A 19,439-nucleotide genomic window follows, 5' to 3' on the forward strand; every position below is an offset into this window, starting at 1 on the left:
GGCGTTCTCCTCAGGCGGCGTTCTTGAGTTTCGGGTCCAGCGCATCGCGCAGCCCGTCGCCCATCAGGTTGATTGCCAGCACACTGAGCAAAATGGTCAGGCCTGGCAGGCTCACCACCCACCAGGCGCGTTCGATGTAGTCGCGGGCCGAGGCCAGCATGGTGCCCCACTCAGGGGTAGGCGGTTGCACGCCAAGGCCAAGGAAGCCCAGCGCGGCGGCGTCGAGAATCGCCGAGGAGAAGCTCAAGGTCGCCTGCACGATCAGCGGCGCCATGCAGTTGGGCAGCACGGTGATGAACATCAGGCGCGGCAGGCTGGCGCCGGCCAGGCGGGCGGCGGTGACATAGTCGCGGTTGAGTTCACCCATCACCGCGGCGCGGGTCAGGCGCACGTAGGACGGCAGCGAGACGATGGCGATGGCGATTACCGTGTTGATCAGCCCAGGGCCGAGGATGGCGACGATCGCCACTGCCAGCAGCAGCGACGGCAGCGCCAGCATGACGTCCATCAGGCGCATGATCGATGGGCCGAGGATGCGCGGGAAGAACCCGCCAAGCAGACCGAGGAAGATCCCCGGAATCAACGACATCACCACCGACGACAGGCCGATCAGCAGCGACAGCCGTGCGCCCTGGATCAACCGCGAAAGCAGGTCGCGGCCCAGCTCGTCGGTGCCGAGGATAAATTGCCAGGTGCCGCCTTCAAGCCATACCGGCGGGGTCAGCAAGAAATCGCGGTACTGCTCGCTGGGGTTGTGCGGGGCCACCCATGGCGCGAACAGTGCGCAGAACACCACCAGGCACATGAACGCCAGGCCCGCCACCGCGCCTTTGTTGCGCGAGAACGCCTGCCAGAATTCTTTGTACGGCGAGGGGTAGAGCAGGCTCTGGTCGACCGGGCTGGGCGGGGTCACGGAGTTTGGAATCGGGCTAGTCATGACGAGGCCTCAGCGCTGATGACGGATGCGTGGGTTGGCCAGGCCGTAGAGGATATCCACGACGAAGTTGACCAGGATTACCAGGCAGGCGATCAACAGGATGCCGTTCTGGACCACGGGGTAGTCACGGGCGCCGATGGCTTCGATCAGCCATTTGCCGATGCCCGGCCAGGAGAAGATGGTTTCGGTGAGCACCGCGCCGGCCAGCAAGGTGCCGACTTGCAGGCCGAACACAGTGAGCACCGGGATCAGTGCGTTGCGCAGGCCATGCACGAACACCACGCGGGCTGGCGACAGGCCTTTGGCGCGCGCGGTGCGGATGTAGTCTTCGCGCAGCACTTCGAGCATCGACGAGCGGGTCATGCGGGCGATCACCGCCAGCGGAATGGTGCCGAGCACGATGGCCGGCAGGATCAGGTGCATCACCGCGTCCTTGAACGCGCCTTGTTCATCGCTGAGCAGGGTGTCGATGAGCATGAAGCCGGTCTTCGGCTCGATGTCGTAGAGCAGATCGATCCGCCCCGACACAGGCGTCCAGCCCAGGCTCACGGAGAAGAACATGATCAGGATCAGGCCCCACCAGAAGATCGGCATCGAGTAGCCAGCCAGCGAGATGCCCATCACCCCATGGTCGAACAGCGAGCCGCGCTTGAGCGCGGCAATCACCCCGGCCAGCAGGCCGACGATGCCGGCAAACAGCAGGGCGGCGAAAGCCAGTTCGAGGGTGGCCGGGAACAGCGTGGTGAACTCGTTCCACACGCTTTCACGGGTGCGCAGGGACTCGCCCAGGTCACCCTGGGCCAGCTTGCCGACGTAGTCCAGGTACTGGGCTGGCAGCGGCTTGTTCAGGCCCAGGCGCTCCATGGCCTGGGCATGCATCTCGGGGTCGACCCTGCGCTCGCCCATCATCACTTCCACCGGGTCGCCGGGGATCAGGCGTATGAGCGCAAAGGTCAGCAAGGTGATGCCGAAAAACGTCGGAATCAACAGGCCTAGGCGCCGGGCAATAAAACTCAACATTGTCTGGGTTACCTCATCAGGCTGGACTTGCCAGCCGGTTAGAGCATGCCGCCGGTGCCCGTGTGGGTTGCCGGCGGTCGTTATTGTTCTACTTCACCCGGGTAGTGGCGAAGTTGTTATTGGTCAGAGGGTTGATGTGATAACCCTCCACGTTCTCACGCATGGCTGTGAACATCTTCGGATGAGCCATGCTGATCCAAGGCTGGTCCTCATCGTACACCGCCAAGGCCTTGAAATAGAGGCTTGCGCGCTCATCGTTGTCGATCACTTCACGGGCGCGGGTAATCAGCTGTTGGAACTTAGGGTTGCACCAGCGCGCATAGTTCTCGCCGCTTTTGGCCGCATCGCAGCTGAGCAGTGGGCTGAGGAAGTTGTCCGGGTCGCCGTTGTCGCCGGCCCAACCGGTGGAAACCATGTCCGCCTCGCCATTCTTGGCCCGGCGCAGCATCTCGGCCCACTCCATCACGCGGATGTCGAGCTTGATGCCGATCTTGGCCAGGTCGGCCTGGAGCATCTCGGCCGACAGGCGCGGATTGGGATTGGTCGGGCCGCCGCCATTGCGGGTGAACAAGGTCAGTACAGTGCCTTCTGGAACGCCAGCCTCCTTGAGCAAGGCGCGGGCTTTATCCAGGTCGCGAGGTGGATTCTTGTTGTTGGTATTGAAGCCGATCATGGTCGGCGGATAGGGATTGACCCCGACCAGCGCATTGCCTTTGCCAAACAACTGATCGACATGGGTCTGGCGGTCGAAGGCCATGTCGATGGCCTTGCGCACGCGTACATCGCGCAGGTACTTGTGCTCGGTATTGAGGGCGATGTAGCCGGTCACCAGGGCTTCCATTTCGGCGACCTTGAGTTTCGGGTCGGTCTTGATCGAAGGCACATCATCGGGCTTGGGATAGAGCGCCACCTGACATTCGTTGGCGCGCAGCTTTTGCAGGCGCACGTTGCTGTCGGTAGCGATGGCGAAGATCAGCGCATCGGCCGGGGGCTTGCCGCGAAAGTACTCAGGGTTGGGCTTGAAGCGGACCTGGGCGTCCTTGTTGTAGCGTTGGAAGATGAACGGGCCGGTACCGATGGGCTTGCTGTTGAGCTCGCCGGTTCTGCCGGCCTTGAGCAACAGGTCGCCATATTCGGCGGAGTAGATCGAGGTGAAGGCCATCGCCATGTCGCGCAGGAACGGCGCCTCGGGGCGATTGAGGGTGAACACCACGGTGTGCGCGTCGGTCTTTTCCACCGACTTGAGCAGGTCCTTGAAGGCCATGCTTTCAAAATACGGGTAGCCGACGCTGGTCTTGTCGTGCCACGGATGGTTCGGATCGAGCTGGCGGCGAATGCTCCACAGCACGTCGTCGGCATTGAAGTCGCGGGTCGGCTTGAAGTAGTCGGTGGTGTGGAATTTCACCCCTTGGCGCAAGTGGAAGGTGTAGCTCAGGCCGTCGTCGCTGACCTCCCAGCGTTCGGCCAGGGCCGGCTGGATATCGGTGGTGCCCGGCTTGAAATCGACCAGGCGGTTGAACAAGGTCTCGGCCGAGGCATCGGCGGTGACCGCGGTGGTGTACTGGACGATGTCAAAGCCTTCCGGGCTGGCCTCGGTGCACACCACCAGTGGCTTGGCGGCCAGATGACTGGCGGCGCCGAGGATAACCGCTGCCAGGGCAGCGCGTAGCGGTAGAGATCTCATGGAACCTCCCTGCAGTGATGATTCCAGCGTAGCCGCCACGGCCCGCCTGACGCGAGCCGTGGCGTCAACGGTCAGAGGATGTTGAACGGAATGGTGGTGACGATACGCAGCTCGTCCAGGCTACCGTCGGCCTGGGCCTTGCTCGCCCGGTGCGCGGTGTAGGTGGCGCGGATGCTGGTGTCTTTCAGTGGCCCACTCTGCACCGCATAGGTGGTGCCGATACCCCACTCATAGTGGGTCTCGCCGTCCATGCCGCGCACATTGTAGGCATTGCCGCGGTAGTGCGTGCCGTCGATGCCCCAGCCACGAGCGTTGTACAGGTTGAACTTGAGCCCTGGCACGCCGTAAGGCGCCATGTTCAGCACGTAGGAGAGCTGCAGCGATTTCTCGTTGGGGCCGTTGAAGTCCGACAGCAGCGAGTTGGCCAGGTAGATGCCGTTGGTCTCGTGCAGGTAGTCGAAATACTCGTTGCCATTCACTTGCTGCCAGGAGGCAGTGAGGGTGTGCGCCTGGTGGGTCAGACCGAACGACAGGCTGTAGGTGTCGTTGTCGATTTCGCCCATCTTCTTGCTGCCTTCATCCACGGTCTTGTAGTAGTTAAGACCCGTGGTCAGGCTCAGTACCGCGCTGTCGCCAAGCACATGGTTGGCGCCGAAGTAGTACTGGTTCCAGAAGTCGTCGACCTTGGTGGCATACAGGCTGGTGGTCAAACTCTTGAACGGCTGGTAGTTGACCCCGGCCGTGCTCGCGCGGTCGGTCTCTACCCCGGCGGCGCCGTACTCGCTGCGGAATTTGCTCAGGCTCTGCTCGGTGCGCGGCGAGACGCGGTCGAAGCTGCCCAGGTCGAACGACAAGTTGTCGAACTCGGCGCTGTGCAGGCTCACACCTTGGAAGCTCGAGGGCAGGGCGCGGTTGCCGATGTAGGCGATCATCGGCGTGTCGAGCGACTGGCGGCCGACGGTCAGGGTGGTATTGGAGATGCGTGCCTTGATATTGGCCAGGCCCGCCTTGCTCCATTGGCCGACCGGGTCGCCGTCGCTGTGGGTCAGGGTGCGGTTGTTGGGCCCGGCGATGGCGGCGCGGCCGCGTTCCAGGGCAATGGCGTTGTAGGCCGCGACTTCAGTGGCGAAGCCCACGGTGCCTTGGGTGAAGCCCGAGCTGTAGTTGAGGATGGTGCCCTGCACCCAGTTGTCGCGGCTGTGGGTGTCGTGGCGGCTGCCGTCGCTCTTGCTGTACTGCCACAGCGGTGCGCGGGTGGCGCGTTCGCGGGCGTACCAGTTGCGGGTGCTGCCGGTCAGGCTCTGGCCCTCGAAGAAGCCGCTTGCCTCGGCTTGTTCGCTGGACGCTTTGAGGCTCAGCGGGAAGAACGCCTGGCTGGCCGGTTCGGCCTGGGCGAGGGCGCTAAAGGCGCTGACCGACAGGGCTAGTGCGGTGGTGGTAATGGGTCTCAAGGTGAAAGCTCCCTTTCATTTTTTTAGTTATCGACCTGCCTTGTGAGCAGGCGCTGTTGCGGTGGTGCTGGGGTTGCCGCGGGGTGACCGGGCAAGTTCGGGGGGCAAGGATTCGCTGCCGGCCTCATCGCGGGGCAAGCCCGTTCCCACGTACGCGAGACGCGTGGGCATCGGCTGCGTGGGAGCGGGCTTGCCCCGCGATGAGGCCGGCACCGACTGGCTAAATCAGTCGACGCTCACACCGGAAAACGCATTGCGCCCAAACGGGCTGACCTTGAAGTCGTGCACCCTGGCGCTGATCGGCTGGTTGACCGTGGAGTGCGCCACCGGTGTAATCGGCACCTGTTGCTTGAGCCGCTGCTGGGCCTGCTGGTAAAGCGCGCTGCGTTGTTCGCGATCGGTGACCTGCTTGGCCTGCTGGACCAACTGGTCATACTGCTGATCGCACCACAGCGAGTAGTTGTTGCTGCCAATCGCGCCACAGCTATAGAGGGTGCCAAGCCAGTTGTCCGGGTCGCCGTTGTCACCAGTCCAGCCGATCAGGGCGATGTCGTGCTCGCCACTTTTCATGCGCTTGAGGTACTCGCCCCACTCGTAGCTGACGATGCGCACCTTGAAGCCGAGCTTGCTCCAGTCGGCCTGGAGCATCTCGGCCATCAGCTTGGCGTTGGGGTTGTAGGGGCGTTGTACCGGCATCGCCCAGAGGGTGATCTCGGTGCCTTCCTTGACCCCTGCCTGTTTGAGCAGCGCCTTGGCTTTCTCGGGGTCGTAGGGTTGGTCCTTGAGGGTGTCGTCATAGGACCACTGGGTCGGCGGCATGGCATTGACCGCCAGTTGCCCGGCGTCCTGGTACACCGCCTGGATGATCGCCGGCTTGTTCACTGCCATGTCCATCGCCTGGCGCACCTGCAGCTGGTCGAACGGCGCATGGCGGGTGTTGTAGGCGATGTAGCCGAGGTTGAAGCCTGGCTTGCTCAGCACCTGCAGTTGCTTGTCGGTCTTGAGCTTGGGCAGATCAGCGGGGCGCGGGTGCAGGGTCACCTGGCATTCATTGCGCCGCAGCTTCTGGATGCGCACCGACGGGTCGATGTTGATCGAGAAGATCAGGTTGTCGATCTTCACGTCCTCGGGCTTCCAGTAGTCCTGGTTGCCCTTGTAGCGGATCTGCGAGTCCTTCTGGTAACGCTGGAATACGAAGGGGCCGGTGCCAATCGGTTTTTGATTGATGTCGCTGGGTTTGCCCGCCGCCAGCAGATGGTCGGCGTACTCGGCGGAGAGAATCGCGGCGAAGCTCATTGCCAGGTTCTGGATGAACGCGGCGTCGACGTTGTTGAGGGTGAATACCACGGTCATTGGATCGGTTTTTTCGACCTTGGCGATGGTCTTGTCCAACCCCATGCTGACGAAGTACGGGAACTCGGTGGGGTAGGCTTTGCGCAAGGGTTGCTGTTTGTCGAGCATGCGCTGGAAGGTGAACAGCACGTCGTCGGCATTGAAGTCTCGGGTCGGCGTGAACGTCTGGTTGCTGTGGAATTTCACCCCAGGGCGCAGGTGGAAGGTGTATTGCAGGCCGTCCGCCGAGACCTGCCATTTCTCGGCAAGGGCTGGCTGCACCGCAGTGGCGCCGCGCTCGAATTCGACCAGGCGGTTATAGATCGGCTCGGCGGCATCGTTGTCGGTGGCGCTGGTGTATTGGGCGGTGTCGAAACCGGCCGGGCTACCTTCGGAGCAGAACACCAGGTTGTTGGCCTGGCTGAGTGGGGCCTGGGTCAGTAAGCCCAGGCCAAGCACAACGGAACACAGCGGAATCTGGCGCATGGCAAGTCCTTTTCCTGATCGATGTCAGCTGCAGCAGGGATGAATGACGGCAACAGAAACCCGTTCCTGACGGTACGGCCGTCAGGAAGGGGATGACAGGTTGCGAATTCGCTTATTGCTGCGGGAAATTTCCGATAGCTCGCGACGAAGCGTCTGATGAACTATCGACAGCCCGAGCCCACCACGCCGATCAGGCGAGAGGGGCAGGCGGGTCTATTTCTCCACGCTCACGCCGTAGAAGGCGTTCAAGGCGAAGGGGCTGATCTTGAAGTCCTTAACCTTGGCGCTCATGGGCTGGTACACGGTGGAGTGGGCGATCGGGGTGATCGGCACCTGCTCCTTGAGGATGTGCTGCGCTTGCTTGTACAGCTCGGTGCGCTTGGCCTGGTCGGAGGTGGCCTTGGCTTGCTTGATCAGGTCGTCGTAGGGTTTGTAGCACCACTTGGAGAAGTTGTTGCCGTCGATCGCATCGCAACCGTAGAGGGTGCCCAGCCAGTTGTCCGGGTCCCCATTGTCACCGCTCCAGCCAATCAACATGGCGCCTTGCTCGCCGCCCTTGGAGCGCTTGATGTACTCGCCCCACTCATAGCTGACGATCTTGGCCTTGATGCCGATCTTGGCCCAGTCCGATTGCAGCATCTCGGCCATCAACTTGGCGTTGGGGTTGTATGGGCGCTGGACTGGCATGGCCCACAGGGTGATCTCGGTGCCTTCCTTGATCCCGGCCTCCTTGAGCAGCTGCTTGGCTTTTTCCGGGTCGTACTTGGCGTCCTTGATGCTGGTGTCGTAGGACCACTGGGTCGGCGGCATGGCGTTGACTGCCAACTGGCCGGCGCCCTGGTACACCGAATCGATGATCTGCTGTTTGTTGACCGCCATGTCCAGCGCTTCACGCACCTTGAGCTGGGCCATCGGGTTGGGCTGGTTGCTGCCCTTGATCTGGTCCATCACGTTGTAGGCGATGTAGCCGAGGTTAAAGCCGGCCTGTTGCGGCATTTGCAGGTTTTTGTCGGCCTTTAGCGGTTCGATATCGGCAGGGCGCGGGAACAGGGTGACCTGGCACTCGTTCTTCTTGAGTTTTTGCATGCGCACCGAGGCGTCGGTGGTGATGGCGAAGATCAGGTTGTCGATCTTCACGTCCTCAGGCTTCCAGTAGTCCTTGTTGCCCTTGAAACGAATCTGCGCGTCTTTCTGGTACTTGCTGAACACGAACGGGCCGGTGCCGATCGGCTTCTGGTTGATCTCGGCGGCCTTGCCGTCCTTGAGCAACTGGGCGGCGTACTCGGCCGACTGGATCGAGGCAAAGCTCATGGCCAGGTTCTGGATGAACGCTGCGTCAACCTGATTGAGGTTGAAGCGCACGGTGTGCTCATCGACTTTCTCGACCTTGGCGATGTTGCTGTCCATGCCCATGTCGGTGAAGTACGGGAATTCGGTGGGGTAGGCTTTGCGGAACGGGTCGTTCTTGTCGAGCATGCGGTTGAAGGTGAACAGCACGTCGTCGGCATTGAATGGGCGGCTGGGCTTGAAGTAATCGGTAGTGTGGAACTTGACCCCTTCACGCAGGTGGAAGGTGTAGGTCTTGCCGTCGTCGGAGACGTCCCACTGGGTGGCCAACCCGGGGATCACCGCGGTGCCGCCGCGTTCGAACTGGGTCAGGCGGTTGAACACGGTCTCGGCCGAGGCGTCGAAGTCGGTTCCGGTGGTGTACTGCCCTGGGTCGAAACCGGCTGGGCTGCCTTCGGAGCAGAACACCAGGTTACTTGCAGCGAGGGCAGACGGTGCGCTGGCAAGCAAGCCTGCGCCGACCAGGAACGGAATGACTGCGTGTTTGAGCATGGTGGCCTCATTGTTGTCATTTTTGGATTTGAGGTGGCCTCGTGAGCCGACCTGCGGATACTAATGCAGGGGGTGTTTCCAATGCAACACCATGAAGGATAGCTGGCGTCAAAAAAGTGGTACGGGCGTACATCAATGTCGCATCGATGTAAGTTTCGCCGAAGTTGATCGTTTGCGAGGGGGTAATGCTGGCATTTTGCCGAATATTTCGAGGGCAGAATGCAATAGGGATGCACCCTAAAGGTGCGTAGGAAGGATCTTTAAAACTCTGTAAGCAGGCCCTTTGCGACCATTGCTTTAGGGGCGGTGCCTTAACAAGCCCCTCCCCCAGGGTTCAGCACTTCTCTTCAGAACAGCGCTAACCCTGTGGGAGCGGGTTTACCCGCGAAGGGCTGCACAGCAGCCCCAAAAAATACCAAAGACTCAGCCGATCAAGGCATCTGCACTTCGATCAAGCCATCGGCGTTCATGCTGACTTCACTGGTCCCCGCTTCGATATCCGGTGCCGGCGCCGCCTCGTCAGCACCCATCGCTTTCATCGCCATCGGCGCGCTGCGCAGGTACGGGCGGGGATAGCCACTGCTATTGAGGTTCAGGTTGACCACTTTATAGCCTTTGCCGCCAAGCGCTTCGGTGGCCAGTTGTGCGCGAGCCTTGAAGGCGTTGACCGCATCCTTGAGCAGCTCGTCCTCGCTGGTCTTGCGGGTGTTCGGCGCGATGGAGAAGTCCATGCCGCCCATCTTCAGCTCTTGCAGCAAATCGCCGGTGAGTTTGGACAGGGCCGGGAAGTCGGCGCTTTCCAGGCGCAGCTCGGCGCGTTCGCGCCAGCCGGTGATCTTCTGGCCTTTGCTGTCATACACCGGGTAGCTGTTGCGGCTGCCCTGGCTGATCTTCACTTCCTTGACCTGGCGGGCCTGTTGCACGGCCTTGTTCATGGTCTCGGTGATCTCCTTGGCCAGCTTGCCCGGGTCGCTGTTCTGGGCTTCGCTGTACAGGGTCACGACCATCAGGTCGCGGGCAACTTCCTTGCTCACTTCAGCGCGCAGCGACACCTGGTTGTAACGCGGCTCATCGGCTGCCAATGCAGGCAGGCTGGCCAGCAGGCCGCAGGACAGGATCAGGGCAGTGCCGCGACGAGGGATTTGCATGAGTGACTCCTTGGCGAATTGAAGGCGTGGAGATTGGCGTTCCATTCCACGCATGGCCCATCAGACCGGCAACAGTGTAGTGGGTTCACAAATGCCATCATCAACCTGTGACAAAGTGTGGCGCTTTGCCGCATCACTGCAGCGAGGGGCCCGGCTTCGGTATACTCCAGCCGATTTTCCTGGAGCACTCATCAGGAGAGCTCATGCTCGCTGCCGCACAACCGCTGTCCGCTACTCGTCAGAACCTCTGGCGCCTGACCGTCATTCGCGTGCTGGTCCTGGCCGCTCAAGCAGGCTCGGTAGGTGTTGCCTACTGGACCGAACTGCTACCGCTGCCCTGGCTGTCGCTGGTGGTAACGCTCGCCCTGTCTTCGCTGCTGTGTGCCTTCACCGCCTTGCGCTTGCGCCTGTCGTTGCCGGTCACCGAGCTTGAATACGCCTTCCAGCTGGCCTGCGACTTATTTATCCACAGTGTCTTGTTGTACTACTCCGGGGGCTCGACCAACCCGTTCGTGTCCTATTACCTGGTGCCGCTGGCGATCGCTGCGGTGACCTTGCCGTGGATCTACTCGCTGGTGCTTTCAGGCCTCGCCCTGGTGGCCTACAGCCTGTTGCTGGTGCAGTTCTACCCGCTGGAAACCTTGCCGCTGGCGCGCGACAAGATGCAGGTCTATGGCATGTGGCTGAGCATCGCCCTGGCCGCAGCGGTGATTACCTTCTTTGCCGCGCGCATGGCCGAAGAGCTGCGCCGCCAGGAGCAACTGCGCAGTGAGCGCCGCGAAGAAAGCCTGCGAGACGAGCAACTGTTGGCGGTCGCCACCCAGGCGGCCGGCGCTGCCCACGAGCTGGGTACGCCGCTGTCGACCATGAGCGTGCTGCTCAACGAGATGCGCCAGGATCACCACGACGCCCAGTTGCAGGAAGACCTCGCCGTGCTGCAGGATCAGGTCAAACTGTGCAAGCAGACCCTGCAGCAGCTGGTGCGCGCCGCCGAGGCCAATCGGCGCATGGCCATCGTCAAGCAAGATGTCACCGCCTGGCTGGACGAAGCACTCAACCGCTGGCACCTGATGCGCCCGGAAGCCAGCTACCGCTTCCAGCGCTTGCAAGATGGCCAGGTCCCGCAGCTGACGCCACCGCCGGACCTCACCCAGGCCCTGTTGAACCTGTTGAACAATGCCGCCGATGCCTGCCCGGATGACTTGGAAGTGCGCCTGGACTGGGACGACCAGGACATCATTATCAGCATCCGCGACCATGGCCCGGGGATTCCCCCGGCCATTGCCGAGGCAATCGGCAAACCCTTCTTTACCACCAAGGGCAAGGGCTTCGGCCTTGGCCTGTTCCTGAGCAAGGCCAGCGTGACCCGTGCGGGCGGCTCGGTGAAACTCTATAGTCATGAGCAGGGCGGCACCCTTACCGAGCTGCGCCTGCCCTATGGCAAGCGAGGAGATGAACGATGAGCGATGAAATTCAGGTTGAAGGCGAAGAGCTGCCGCATTTGTTGCTGGTAGACGATGACGCCACCTTCACTCGGGTCATGTCCCGTGCCATGAGCCGCCGCGGGTTCCGCGTGAGCACCGCATCCTCCGCTGAGGAGGGCTTGGTCCTGGCCCAGAACGACCTGCCGGACTACGCCGCGCTGGACCTGAAAATGGACGGCGACTCAGGGCTGGTGCTGCTGCCCAAGCTGCTGGAGATGGATCCGGAAATGCGCGTGGTGATCCTCACCGGTTACTCGAGCATCGCCACGGCAGTCGAGGCGATCAAGCGTGGCGCCTGCAACTACCTGTGCAAGCCGGCCGATGCCGATGATGTGCTGGCGGCGTTGCTGTCTGAGCATGCCGACCTGGATTCGCTGGTGCCGGAGAACCCGATGTCGGTGGATCGCCTGCAGTGGGAGCACATCCAGCGCGTGCTGGGTGAGCACGAGGGCAATATCTCTGCCACCGCACGAGCGCTGGGCATGCACCGGCGCACGTTGCAGCGCAAGCTGCAAAAGCGCCCGGTTCGCCGCTGAGTGCGGATAGCTTGGATCGGTTTGCAGAGGGCCTTGTCCCGCCTGCAAGCCGATCAGGTGCCACAAAACCAGCCGAATCTGAAGGATATTTCCTTTTATTGCAGGCAAATGCCCGCACCTTGCGCAGCTCGCGTATCATTAGCGCCCTAACGGCAACCCCTAGGACCGCTCGCGAATGCTCGCCCTTCTCATCCAGACGCTGAACATCACCGCACCGGTGTTCGCCATGCTGTTCATGGGCGTATTCCTCAAGCGCATCCGCCTGATCGACGATAACTTCAGCAAGGTCGCCTCTTCGCTGGTGTTCAACGTCTGCATGCCTGCCTTGCTGTTTCTTGGTATTTACCACGCCGACCTGCAAGCAGCGATCAAACCTGGTGTCATCCTCTATTTCATCGCCGTTACCCTGGTCGGCTTCGCCATGGCTTGGGGCCTGGCTATCTGGCGGGCGCCGCTGGCCGAGCGCGGCATCTATACCCAAGGCGCATTTCGCGGCAACAACGGCGTGATCGGGCTGGCCCTGGCCGCCAGCCTCTACGGCGACTACGGCATCTCGCTGGGCGCGGTGCTCGCGGGCCTGGTGATCCTCATGTACAACTCGCTGTCGGCGGTGGTGCTGGCGGTGTACAGCCCGGACCTCAAGTCCGATCCGTGGAGCATCTGCAAGAACATCTTCAGCAACCCGCTGATCATCAGCGTGTTGCTGGCAACGCCGATGGCCTACGCCCAGGTGCCACTGCCCAACTGGCTGCTGACCTCCGGGGACTATCTGGCGCAGATGACCCTGCCGCTGGCGCTGATCTGCATTGGCGGCACCTTGTCGCTGGCGGCGCTGCGCGACAGTGGCAAGCTGGCCATCGACGCCAGCCTGGTGAAGATGGTCTGGCTGCCGCTGGTGGGCACCTTGGGCGCCTGGCTGTGTGGGTTCCGCGGTGCCGAACTGGGCATCCTGTTCCTGTACATCGGCAGCCCCACGGCTGCGGCCAGTTATGTCATGGCGCGCGCAGCCAATGGCAACCATGAGTTGGCGGCGTCGATCATCGTGATCACCACGCTAATGGCGGCGATCACCACCAATATCGGCATCTTTATCTTGCAGTGGGGCGGATGGATCTAGATCCTGACTGCAAACAACTCCAATAACACTGCCTCCTGACCAAAGGACACTTCATGCAAGACCAGAACACGCCTGAGCGGTTACAGCGCGGGCTGAAAAACCGCCATATCCAGCTGATCGCGCTGGGCGGGGCGATCGGTACCGGGCTGTTCCTGGGCATCGCCCAGACCATCCAGCTGGCCGGTCCGTCCGTTTTGCTGGGCTATGCCATCGCTGGCCTGATGGCCTTCTTCATCATGCGCCAACTCGGCGAGATGGTGGTCGAAGAGCCCGTCGCCGGCAGCTTCAGCCATTTTGCCCACAAGTACTGGAGTGAGTTCGCCGGGTTCGTCTCTGGTTGGAACTACTGGGTGGTGTATGTGCTGGTGGGTATGGCCGAGCTGACTGCCGTGGGCATCTATGTGCAGTATTGGTGGCCAGACTTCCCCACCTGGGCCACGGCCGCGATCTTCTTCGTCGCAATCAACCTGATCAACCTGACCCAGGTGAAGGTCTACGGCGAGCTGGAGTTCTGGTTCGCGCTGGTCAAGGTGATTGCCATTGTCAGCATGATTGGCTTTGGCGCCTGGCTGCTGACCAGTGGCCATGGCGGCCCGGATGCCAGTGTGGCCAACCTGTGGCAGTACGGTGGCTTCTTCCCCAATGGCGTCACCGGTTTGATCATGGCCCTGGCGGTGATCATGTTCTCCTTCGGCGGCCTGGAGCTGGTCGGCATTACCGCGGCCGAAGCGGACAACCCACGGGTGAGCATCCCCAAGGCTACCAACCAGGTGGTCTATCGCATCCTGATTTTCTACATCGGCGCGCTGGCAATTCTGCTGTCGCTGTACCCCTGGCAGAAAGTGGTGCAGGGCGGCAGCCCGTTCGTGATGATCTTCCATGAGCTGGACAGCGACCTGGTGGCGACGATCCTTAACGTGGTGGTGCTGACTGCCGCGCTGTCGGTGTACAACAGCTGCGTGTATGCCAACAGCCGCATGCTGTTTGGCCTGGCCAGCCAGGGCGATGCGCCACGCCAGCTGCTCAAGGTTAGCCGCCGCGGTGTGCCGTTGACCGCACTGGGCGTGTCGGCTGCGGCCACCGGCTTGTGCGTGCTGATCAACTACCTGATGCCAGGGGAGGCCTTTGGCCTGCTGATGGCGCTGGCGGTGTCGGCGCTGGTGATCAACTGGGCCAGCATCAGCATTACCCACTTGAAGTTCCGCAAGGCCAAGATCGAGTCGGGTGAGACGCCGTTCTACCGTAGCTGGGGGCATCCGGTGACCAACTACCTGTGCCTGGCGTTCATCGTGTTGATTCTGGTGGTGATGTACCTGACCCCGCCGATTCGTATCTCGGTGATGCTGATTCCAGTGTGGATTGCGGTGCTGGGTGTGGCGTTCCACCTGAAGAAGAAACGTCAAGCCGTCAGGGCCTGAAGAGCGCGTCGGCCCTATCGCGGGGCAAGCCCGCTCCCACGCAATCTGTGTGAACCCATAGAAGTTGCGTGGGAGCGGGCTTGCCCCGCGATAGGGCCGGCCCTGACACCTTAACCTTCGTAGCTGTCGATCACTTCCTGCGCAGCGCGGAAGGCATCAATCGCCGCCGGCACCCCCGCATACACGGCGCAATGCAGCAACGCCTCGCGAATCTCTTCCATCGTACAGCCATTGTTCAGCGCCCCGCGCACATGCCCCTTGAGCTCTTGCGGGCACTTCAGCGCAGTCAGGGCCGCCAGGGTGATCAGGCTGCGGGTCTTCAGCGGCAAACCGTCACGCGACCAGACACTGCCCCAGGCATGTTCATTGACGAAATCCTGCAGGGGCTGGGTGAAATCGGTGGCGTTGTTCAGTGCGCGGTCGACGAACGCGTCGCCCATTACTTGGCGGCGCACCTGCTCGCCAGTCTTTGCTGCATCGGCCATGTTGTTTTCCTTAGTGTTGGCGGCGCCAGGCACGCAGGGTGGTGTACAGCAGAATCACCCCAAGCACTGGCAGGACATAGAACAGCATGAGGTTTTCCAGGCGCCCGGCCAGCGGCATGCCGGTGGTGAAGGTCACCACATGCAGGCCGTAGGCCAGGTATAGGCAGAGGAACACCAGCCCTTCGGCGCGGGTGACGCGGTAGCCTGAATAGAACACCGGCAGGCTCAAGGCGGCAACGCCGAGCATCACCGGCAAGTCGAAGTCCAGCGCGTTGGGCGATATCGACAGTGGGGCAGGAGTGACCAGGGCAGTGACGCCCAGCACCGCCAACAGGTTGAACAGGTTGCTGCCGATCACCGTACCTACGGCGATCTCGCGCTCGCCGCGCAGGGCGGCGATCAGTGCGGCAGCAAGCTCCGGCAGTGAGGTGCAGACGGCGACCACGGTCAGGCCAATGATCCGCTCCGACAGCCCCAGGTCGGTCGCGACTTCGACGGCAGCCTCCAGCAGCAGGTGGCCAGCCACACTCAACAGCCCCAGGCCGAGCAGAATCTGCAGCACGGCGCCGGTCCAGAAGCGCCCAGAACTGCTTGGCAGTGGACCGGGTGCGGGATAGGTGCGGGCATAATGGCGGGACTGATGCCAGAGCATCGCCAGATAGCCGACCAGGCCAATCACTAACAGCAGCCCCTCCAGCCTCCCCAATTGACCGTTGGCTGCCAAGAGGTAGACCAAGGCGCTGGCGGCAACCATCAGCGGGATATCCAGCCGCACCAACTGGCGCGAGACGCGCAGAGGGATGATCAGCGCGGCGAGGCCAAGGATCACCAGCACGTTGAAGATGTTGCTGCCGATCACGCTGCCGACCGCCACATCCGGCGCGCCCTGGTAGGCCGCCTGCAGGCTCACGGTCAGTTGCGGTGCGGTGCTGCCGAACGCCACCAGGCTCAGGCCGATGATCAGTGGTCGCACGTGCAGGCGGCTCGCCAGGCGCAGGGCGGCGCGCACCAGCAGTTCGGCGCCGAGCACCAGCAATAGCAAGCCGAAGCCCAGTTGCAGGAGGCTGAAAGTGGGAAGGGTGGCCAGGTCGAAAATGGTCAGGGCTCCAGTCGGATCAGTCGCTCAGACCTTGTACCCGGACTCGCGCGGTTCCGCTACGGATCATGCCGATTTTTTCTGCGGCGGCGCGGGAGAGGTCGATCAGTCGGCCGCGGGTGTGCGGGCCGCGGTCGTTGATGCGTACCACGACGCTGCGCTGGTTGGCCAGGTTGGTCACCAGTACCCGGCTACCGAAGGGCAGGCTGCGGTGGGCGGCGGTCAGGCCATGTTGGTTGAACGGTTCGCCGCTGGCGGTGCGTTTGCCGTGGTGGCGTGAGCCGTAATAGGAGGCGGTGCCGCTGGTGTCGTATCCGCGAGGGTCGATATCGTGGCTGGCACAGCCGGCCAGCAGGGAGAAAAGCGCCAGGGCGCTGAGGCTACGCCGCATTCTGGGTGGTGCTCCTGAGTGAGTCATCGCGGGGCAAGCCCGCTCCCGCATGAGCGTAGAGCTCACGTGGGAGCCGGCTTGCCCCGTGATTGGGCTTACCCTTCGAGCTTGGCCTTGAGCAATTGGTTCACTTGCCCCGGGTTGGCCTTGCCTTTGGAGGCTTTCATCGCCTGGCCGACAAAGAAGCCGAACATCTTGCCGCGCTTGGCCTCGTCGGCCGCGCGGTACTGTTCGACCTGCTCGGCGTTGGCCGCCAGCACTTCGTCGAGCATCTTGTCGATCGCGCCGGTGTCGGTGACCTGCTTGAGGCCTTTGCTCTCGATGATGCTGTCAGCATCGCCTTCACCGGCCGCCATGGCCTCGAACACGGTCTTGGCGATCTTGCCGCTGATGGTGTTGTCGCGAATGCGCAGCAACATGCCACCGAGCTGTTCGGCGCTGACCGGCGCCTGGTCGATCTCCACGCCCAGCTTGTTCAGCAGGCTGCCCAGCTCGACCATGACCCAGTTGGCGGCAAGCTTGGCGTCGCCACCAATCTTCACCACTTGCTCGAAGTAGTCCGCTTGTTCACGGCTGGAGGCCAGCACGTTGGCGTCGTAGGCCGACAGGCCGTACTGGCTCTGGAAGCGCTCGACCTTTTGTGGCGGCAGCTCCGGCAGGCCGGCGCGGACGGTTTCGAGGAAGCTGTTCTCGATGACCACCGGCAGCAGGTCAGGATCGGGGAAGTAACGGTAGTCGTTAGCTTCTTCCTTGCTGCGCATGGAGCGGGTTTCGTCTTTGTTCGGGTCGTACAGGCGGGTTTCCTGGACAACCTTGCCACCGTCTTCGATCAGGTCGATCTGTCGCTGGATCTCGCTGTTGATCGCGCGCTCGATGAAGCGGAACGAGTTGACGTTCTTGATCTCGCAGCGGGTGCCGAACTCGGCCTGGCCTTTGGGTCGGATCGAGACGTTGCAGTCGCAACGCAGCGAGCCTTCGGCCATGTTGCCGTCGCAGATGCCCAGGTAACGCACCAGCGCGTGGATCGCCTTGACGTAGGCCACGGCTTCCTTGGCGCTGCGCATGTCCGGCTCGGAGACGATCTCCAGCAGCGGCGTGCCGGCGCGGTTCAGGTCGATCCCGGTGGCGCCGTTGAAGTCTTCGTGCAGGCTCTTGCCAGCGTCTTCTTCAAGGTGCGCACGGGTGATGCCGACGCGCTTGATGGTGCCGTCTTCCAGGGCGATGTCCAGGTGGCCCTTGCCGACGATCGGCAGCTCCATCTGGCTGATCTGATAGCCCTTGGGCAGGTCAGGGTAGAAGTAGTTCTTGCGCGCGAAGACGTTGCGCTGGCCGATTTCGGCATCGATGGCCAGGCCGAACATGCAGGCCATGCGCACGGCTTCCTGGTTGAGCACCGGCAGTACGCCAGGCATGCCCAGGTCGACCAGGCTGGCCTGGGTGTTCGGCTCGGAACCGAAGGTGGTGGCGCTGCCGGAGAAAATCTTCGACTGGGTGGCGAGCTGGGTATGAATCTCCAGCCCGATCACAACTTCCCATTGCATGTGTGAATTCCTCAGAAGCCGTTGGGGGCGCGGGTGTGCCAGTCGGTGACTTGCTGGTAGCGGTGCGCGACGTTGAGCAGGCGGCCTTCCTGGAAATACGGCGCCAGCAGCTGCACGCCCACTGGCAGGCCTTCGACGAAGCCCGCTGGCATCGACAGGCCCGGCAGGCCCGCCAGGTTGGCGGTGATGGTGTAGACGTCTTCCAGGTAGGCGGCGACCGGGTCGCTGCTCTTGGCGCCAAGCTTCCAGGCCGGGTTCGGCGTGGTTGGACCAAGGATCAGGTCGACCTGCTCGAAAGCCGTCATGAAGTCGTTCTTGATCAGGCGGCGGATCTTCTGCGCCTTCAAGTAGTAGGCATCATAGTAACCGGCCGACAGCGCGTAGGTGCCGACCATGATCCGCCGTTGCACCTCGGTGCCGAAGCCTTCGCCACGCGAGCGCTTGTACAGGTCGGTGAGGTCCTTCGGGTCTTCACAACGGTAGCCGAAGCGTACGCCGTCGAAGCGTGACAGGTTGGAGGAGGCTTCCGCCGGGGCGATCACGTAGTACGCGGGGATTGCGTGCTGCATGTTCGGCAGGCTGATTTCCTTGACCACTGCGCCGAGCTTTTCCAGCTCCTTGACGCTGGCCAGGACCAGGTCGGCGATGCGTGGGTCGAGGCCGGCACCGAAATATTCTTTCGGCAGGCCGATGCGCAGGCCTTCGAGCGGCGCATTGAGGTTGGCGCTGTAGTCCGGCACCGGCTCATCGATGCTGGTCGAGTCCTTGGCGTCGAAGCCGGCCATGCCTTGCAGCAGCAGTGCGCAGTCTTCGGCGGTGCGCGCCAGTGGGCCACCCTGGTCGAGGCTCGAGGCGTAGGCGATCATGCCCCAGCGCGAGACGCGGCCGTAGGTCGGCTTGAGGCCGGTGAGGTTGGTCAGCGCCGCCGGCTGGCGGATCGAGCCGCCGGTGTCGGTGCCGGTGGTTACCGGCAGCAGGCGTGCGGCCACGGCAGCGGCGGAGCCACCCGACGAGCCGCCAGGCACGTGCTCGAGGTTCCACGGGTTTTTCACTGGGCCATAGTGGCTGGATTCGTTGGCCGAACCCATGGCGAACTCGTCCATGTTGGTCTTGCCCAGGGTGACCATGCCGGCTTCGGCCAGCTTGGCGACCACGGTGGCGTCATACGGCGCCTTGAAGTTGTCGAGCATCTTCGAGCCGCAGCTGGTGCGTACGGCGTTGGTGCAGAACAGGTCCTTGTGGGCGATTGGCGCGCCCAGCAGCGCACCGGCTTCACCCGCGGCGCGGCGGGCGTCGGCGGCACGCGCCTGGCCCAGGGCCAGGTCTTGGGTGACGCTGATGAAGCTGTTCAGTTGTGGGTCGAGTTGCTTGATCCGCGCCAGCAGGGCGCCGGTCAGCTCTTCGGAGGAAAACGACTTGTCGGCGAGTCCGCGGGCGATCTCGGCCAGGGTCAATTGATGCATGGCAGGTGCTA

General features: G+C 62.5%; 16 protein-coding genes. 4 read left to right on the forward strand and 12 right to left on the reverse strand.

What is annotated here, in order from left to right; all coding sequences use genetic code 11:
* Window positions 1–10: 10 nt before the first annotated feature.
* From HU737_RS01335 to HU737_RS01365, 7 genes are all read right to left on the reverse strand, one after another.
* Complete coding sequence (locus tag HU737_RS01335) at window positions 11–937, reverse strand: ABC transporter permease subunit (RefSeq protein ID WP_186554053.1); 927 nt, start codon at window positions 935–937, stop codon at window positions 11–13.
* Between the two features lie 9 nt (window positions 938–946).
* Window positions 947–1,957 (reverse strand): ABC transporter permease subunit, encoded by a 1,011-nt coding sequence (locus HU737_RS01340; protein WP_186554052.1) that lies wholly within the window; start codon window positions 1,955–1,957, stop codon window positions 947–949.
* An 88-nt stretch (window positions 1,958–2,045) separates the two neighbouring features.
* The gene (locus HU737_RS01345; protein ID WP_186554051.1) at window positions 2,046–3,641 is read right to left on the reverse strand and encodes an ABC transporter substrate-binding protein; all 1,596 of its coding nucleotides are present in this window, start codon (window positions 3,639–3,641) and stop codon (window positions 2,046–2,048) included.
* A 71-nt stretch (window positions 3,642–3,712) separates the two neighbouring features.
* Window positions 3,713–5,092: an OprD family porin gene (locus tag HU737_RS01350; RefSeq protein ID WP_186554050.1), complete on the reverse strand. Its 1,380-nt coding sequence runs from the start codon at window positions 5,090–5,092 to the stop codon at window positions 3,713–3,715.
* Window positions 5,093–5,317: 225 nt separating this feature from the next.
* Window positions 5,318–6,910 carry an ABC transporter substrate-binding protein gene (locus tag HU737_RS01355; protein WP_186554049.1) on the reverse strand — a complete coding sequence of 531 codons (1,593 nt, stop codon included), beginning with the start codon at window positions 6,908–6,910 and terminating at the stop codon, window positions 5,318–5,320.
* Between the two features lie 213 nt (window positions 6,911–7,123).
* On the reverse strand, window positions 7,124–8,749 hold the full coding sequence (locus HU737_RS01360) for an ABC transporter substrate-binding protein (RefSeq protein WP_186554048.1): 1,626 nt from the start codon (window positions 8,747–8,749) through the stop codon (window positions 7,124–7,126).
* A gap of 431 nt (window positions 8,750–9,180) precedes the next feature.
* Entirely contained in the window at window positions 9,181–9,897 is a 717-nt protein-coding gene (locus tag HU737_RS01365) for an SIMPL domain-containing protein (RefSeq protein WP_186554047.1), read from the reverse strand.
* Window positions 9,898–10,100: 203 nt separating this feature from the next.
* Here HU737_RS01365 and HU737_RS01370 point away from each other — a divergent pair, with 203 nt between their 5' ends.
* The 4 genes from HU737_RS01370 to HU737_RS01385 all read left to right on the forward strand — a co-directional run bounded on the left by HU737_RS01370 (window position 10,101) and on the right by HU737_RS01385 (window position 14,452).
* A complete protein-coding gene (locus tag HU737_RS01370; RefSeq protein WP_186554046.1) occupies window positions 10,101–11,360 on the forward strand; it encodes an ATP-binding protein in 1,260 nt (419 codons plus the stop codon).
* The gene (locus tag HU737_RS01375; RefSeq protein WP_186554045.1) at window positions 11,357–11,917 is read left to right on the forward strand and encodes a response regulator transcription factor; all 561 of its coding nucleotides are present in this window, start codon (window positions 11,357–11,359) and stop codon (window positions 11,915–11,917) included. Before HU737_RS01370 ends, HU737_RS01375 begins: the two co-directional genes overlap by 4 nt.
* Before the next feature lie 175 nt (window positions 11,918–12,092).
* Complete coding sequence (locus HU737_RS01380) at window positions 12,093–13,034, forward strand: AEC family transporter (RefSeq protein ID WP_186554044.1); 942 nt, start codon at window positions 12,093–12,095, stop codon at window positions 13,032–13,034.
* A 53-nt stretch (window positions 13,035–13,087) separates the two neighbouring features.
* Entirely contained in the window at window positions 13,088–14,452 is a 1,365-nt protein-coding gene (locus HU737_RS01385) for an amino acid permease (protein WP_186554043.1), read from the forward strand.
* 110 nt (window positions 14,453–14,562) lie between these two features.
* Here the strand turns inward: HU737_RS01385 and HU737_RS01390 are convergent, their stop codons facing one another.
* The 5 genes from HU737_RS01390 to gatA form a co-directional block, all read right to left on the reverse strand.
* Window positions 14,563–14,937: a carboxymuconolactone decarboxylase family protein gene (locus HU737_RS01390; RefSeq protein ID WP_186554042.1), complete on the reverse strand. Its 375-nt coding sequence runs from the start codon at window positions 14,935–14,937 to the stop codon at window positions 14,563–14,565.
* Window positions 14,938–14,947: 10 nt separating this feature from the next.
* Window positions 14,948–15,991, reverse strand: a complete 1,044-nt coding sequence (locus tag HU737_RS01395) for a calcium/sodium antiporter (RefSeq protein WP_186554295.1) — start codon at window positions 15,989–15,991, stop codon at window positions 14,948–14,950.
* 61 nt (window positions 15,992–16,052) lie between these two features.
* Window positions 16,053–16,424, reverse strand: coding sequence for a septal ring lytic transglycosylase RlpA family protein (locus HU737_RS01400; protein ID WP_186554041.1), 372 nt, complete (start codon window positions 16,422–16,424; stop codon window positions 16,053–16,055).
* 95 nt (window positions 16,425–16,519) lie between these two features.
* Entirely contained in the window at window positions 16,520–17,965 is a 1,446-nt protein-coding gene (gene gatB / locus HU737_RS01405; protein ID WP_186554040.1) for an Asp-tRNA(Asn)/Glu-tRNA(Gln) amidotransferase subunit GatB, read from the reverse strand.
* 11 nt (window positions 17,966–17,976) lie between these two features.
* Complete coding sequence (gene gatA / locus HU737_RS01410) at window positions 17,977–19,428, reverse strand: Asp-tRNA(Asn)/Glu-tRNA(Gln) amidotransferase subunit GatA (protein ID WP_186554039.1); 1,452 nt, start codon at window positions 19,426–19,428, stop codon at window positions 17,977–17,979.
* Window positions 19,429–19,439 lie beyond the last annotated feature (11 nt).

The organism is Pseudomonas urmiensis (genome assembly GCF_014268815.2).
GTDB lineage: Bacteria > Pseudomonadota > Gammaproteobacteria > Pseudomonadales > Pseudomonadaceae > Aquipseudomonas > Aquipseudomonas urmiensis.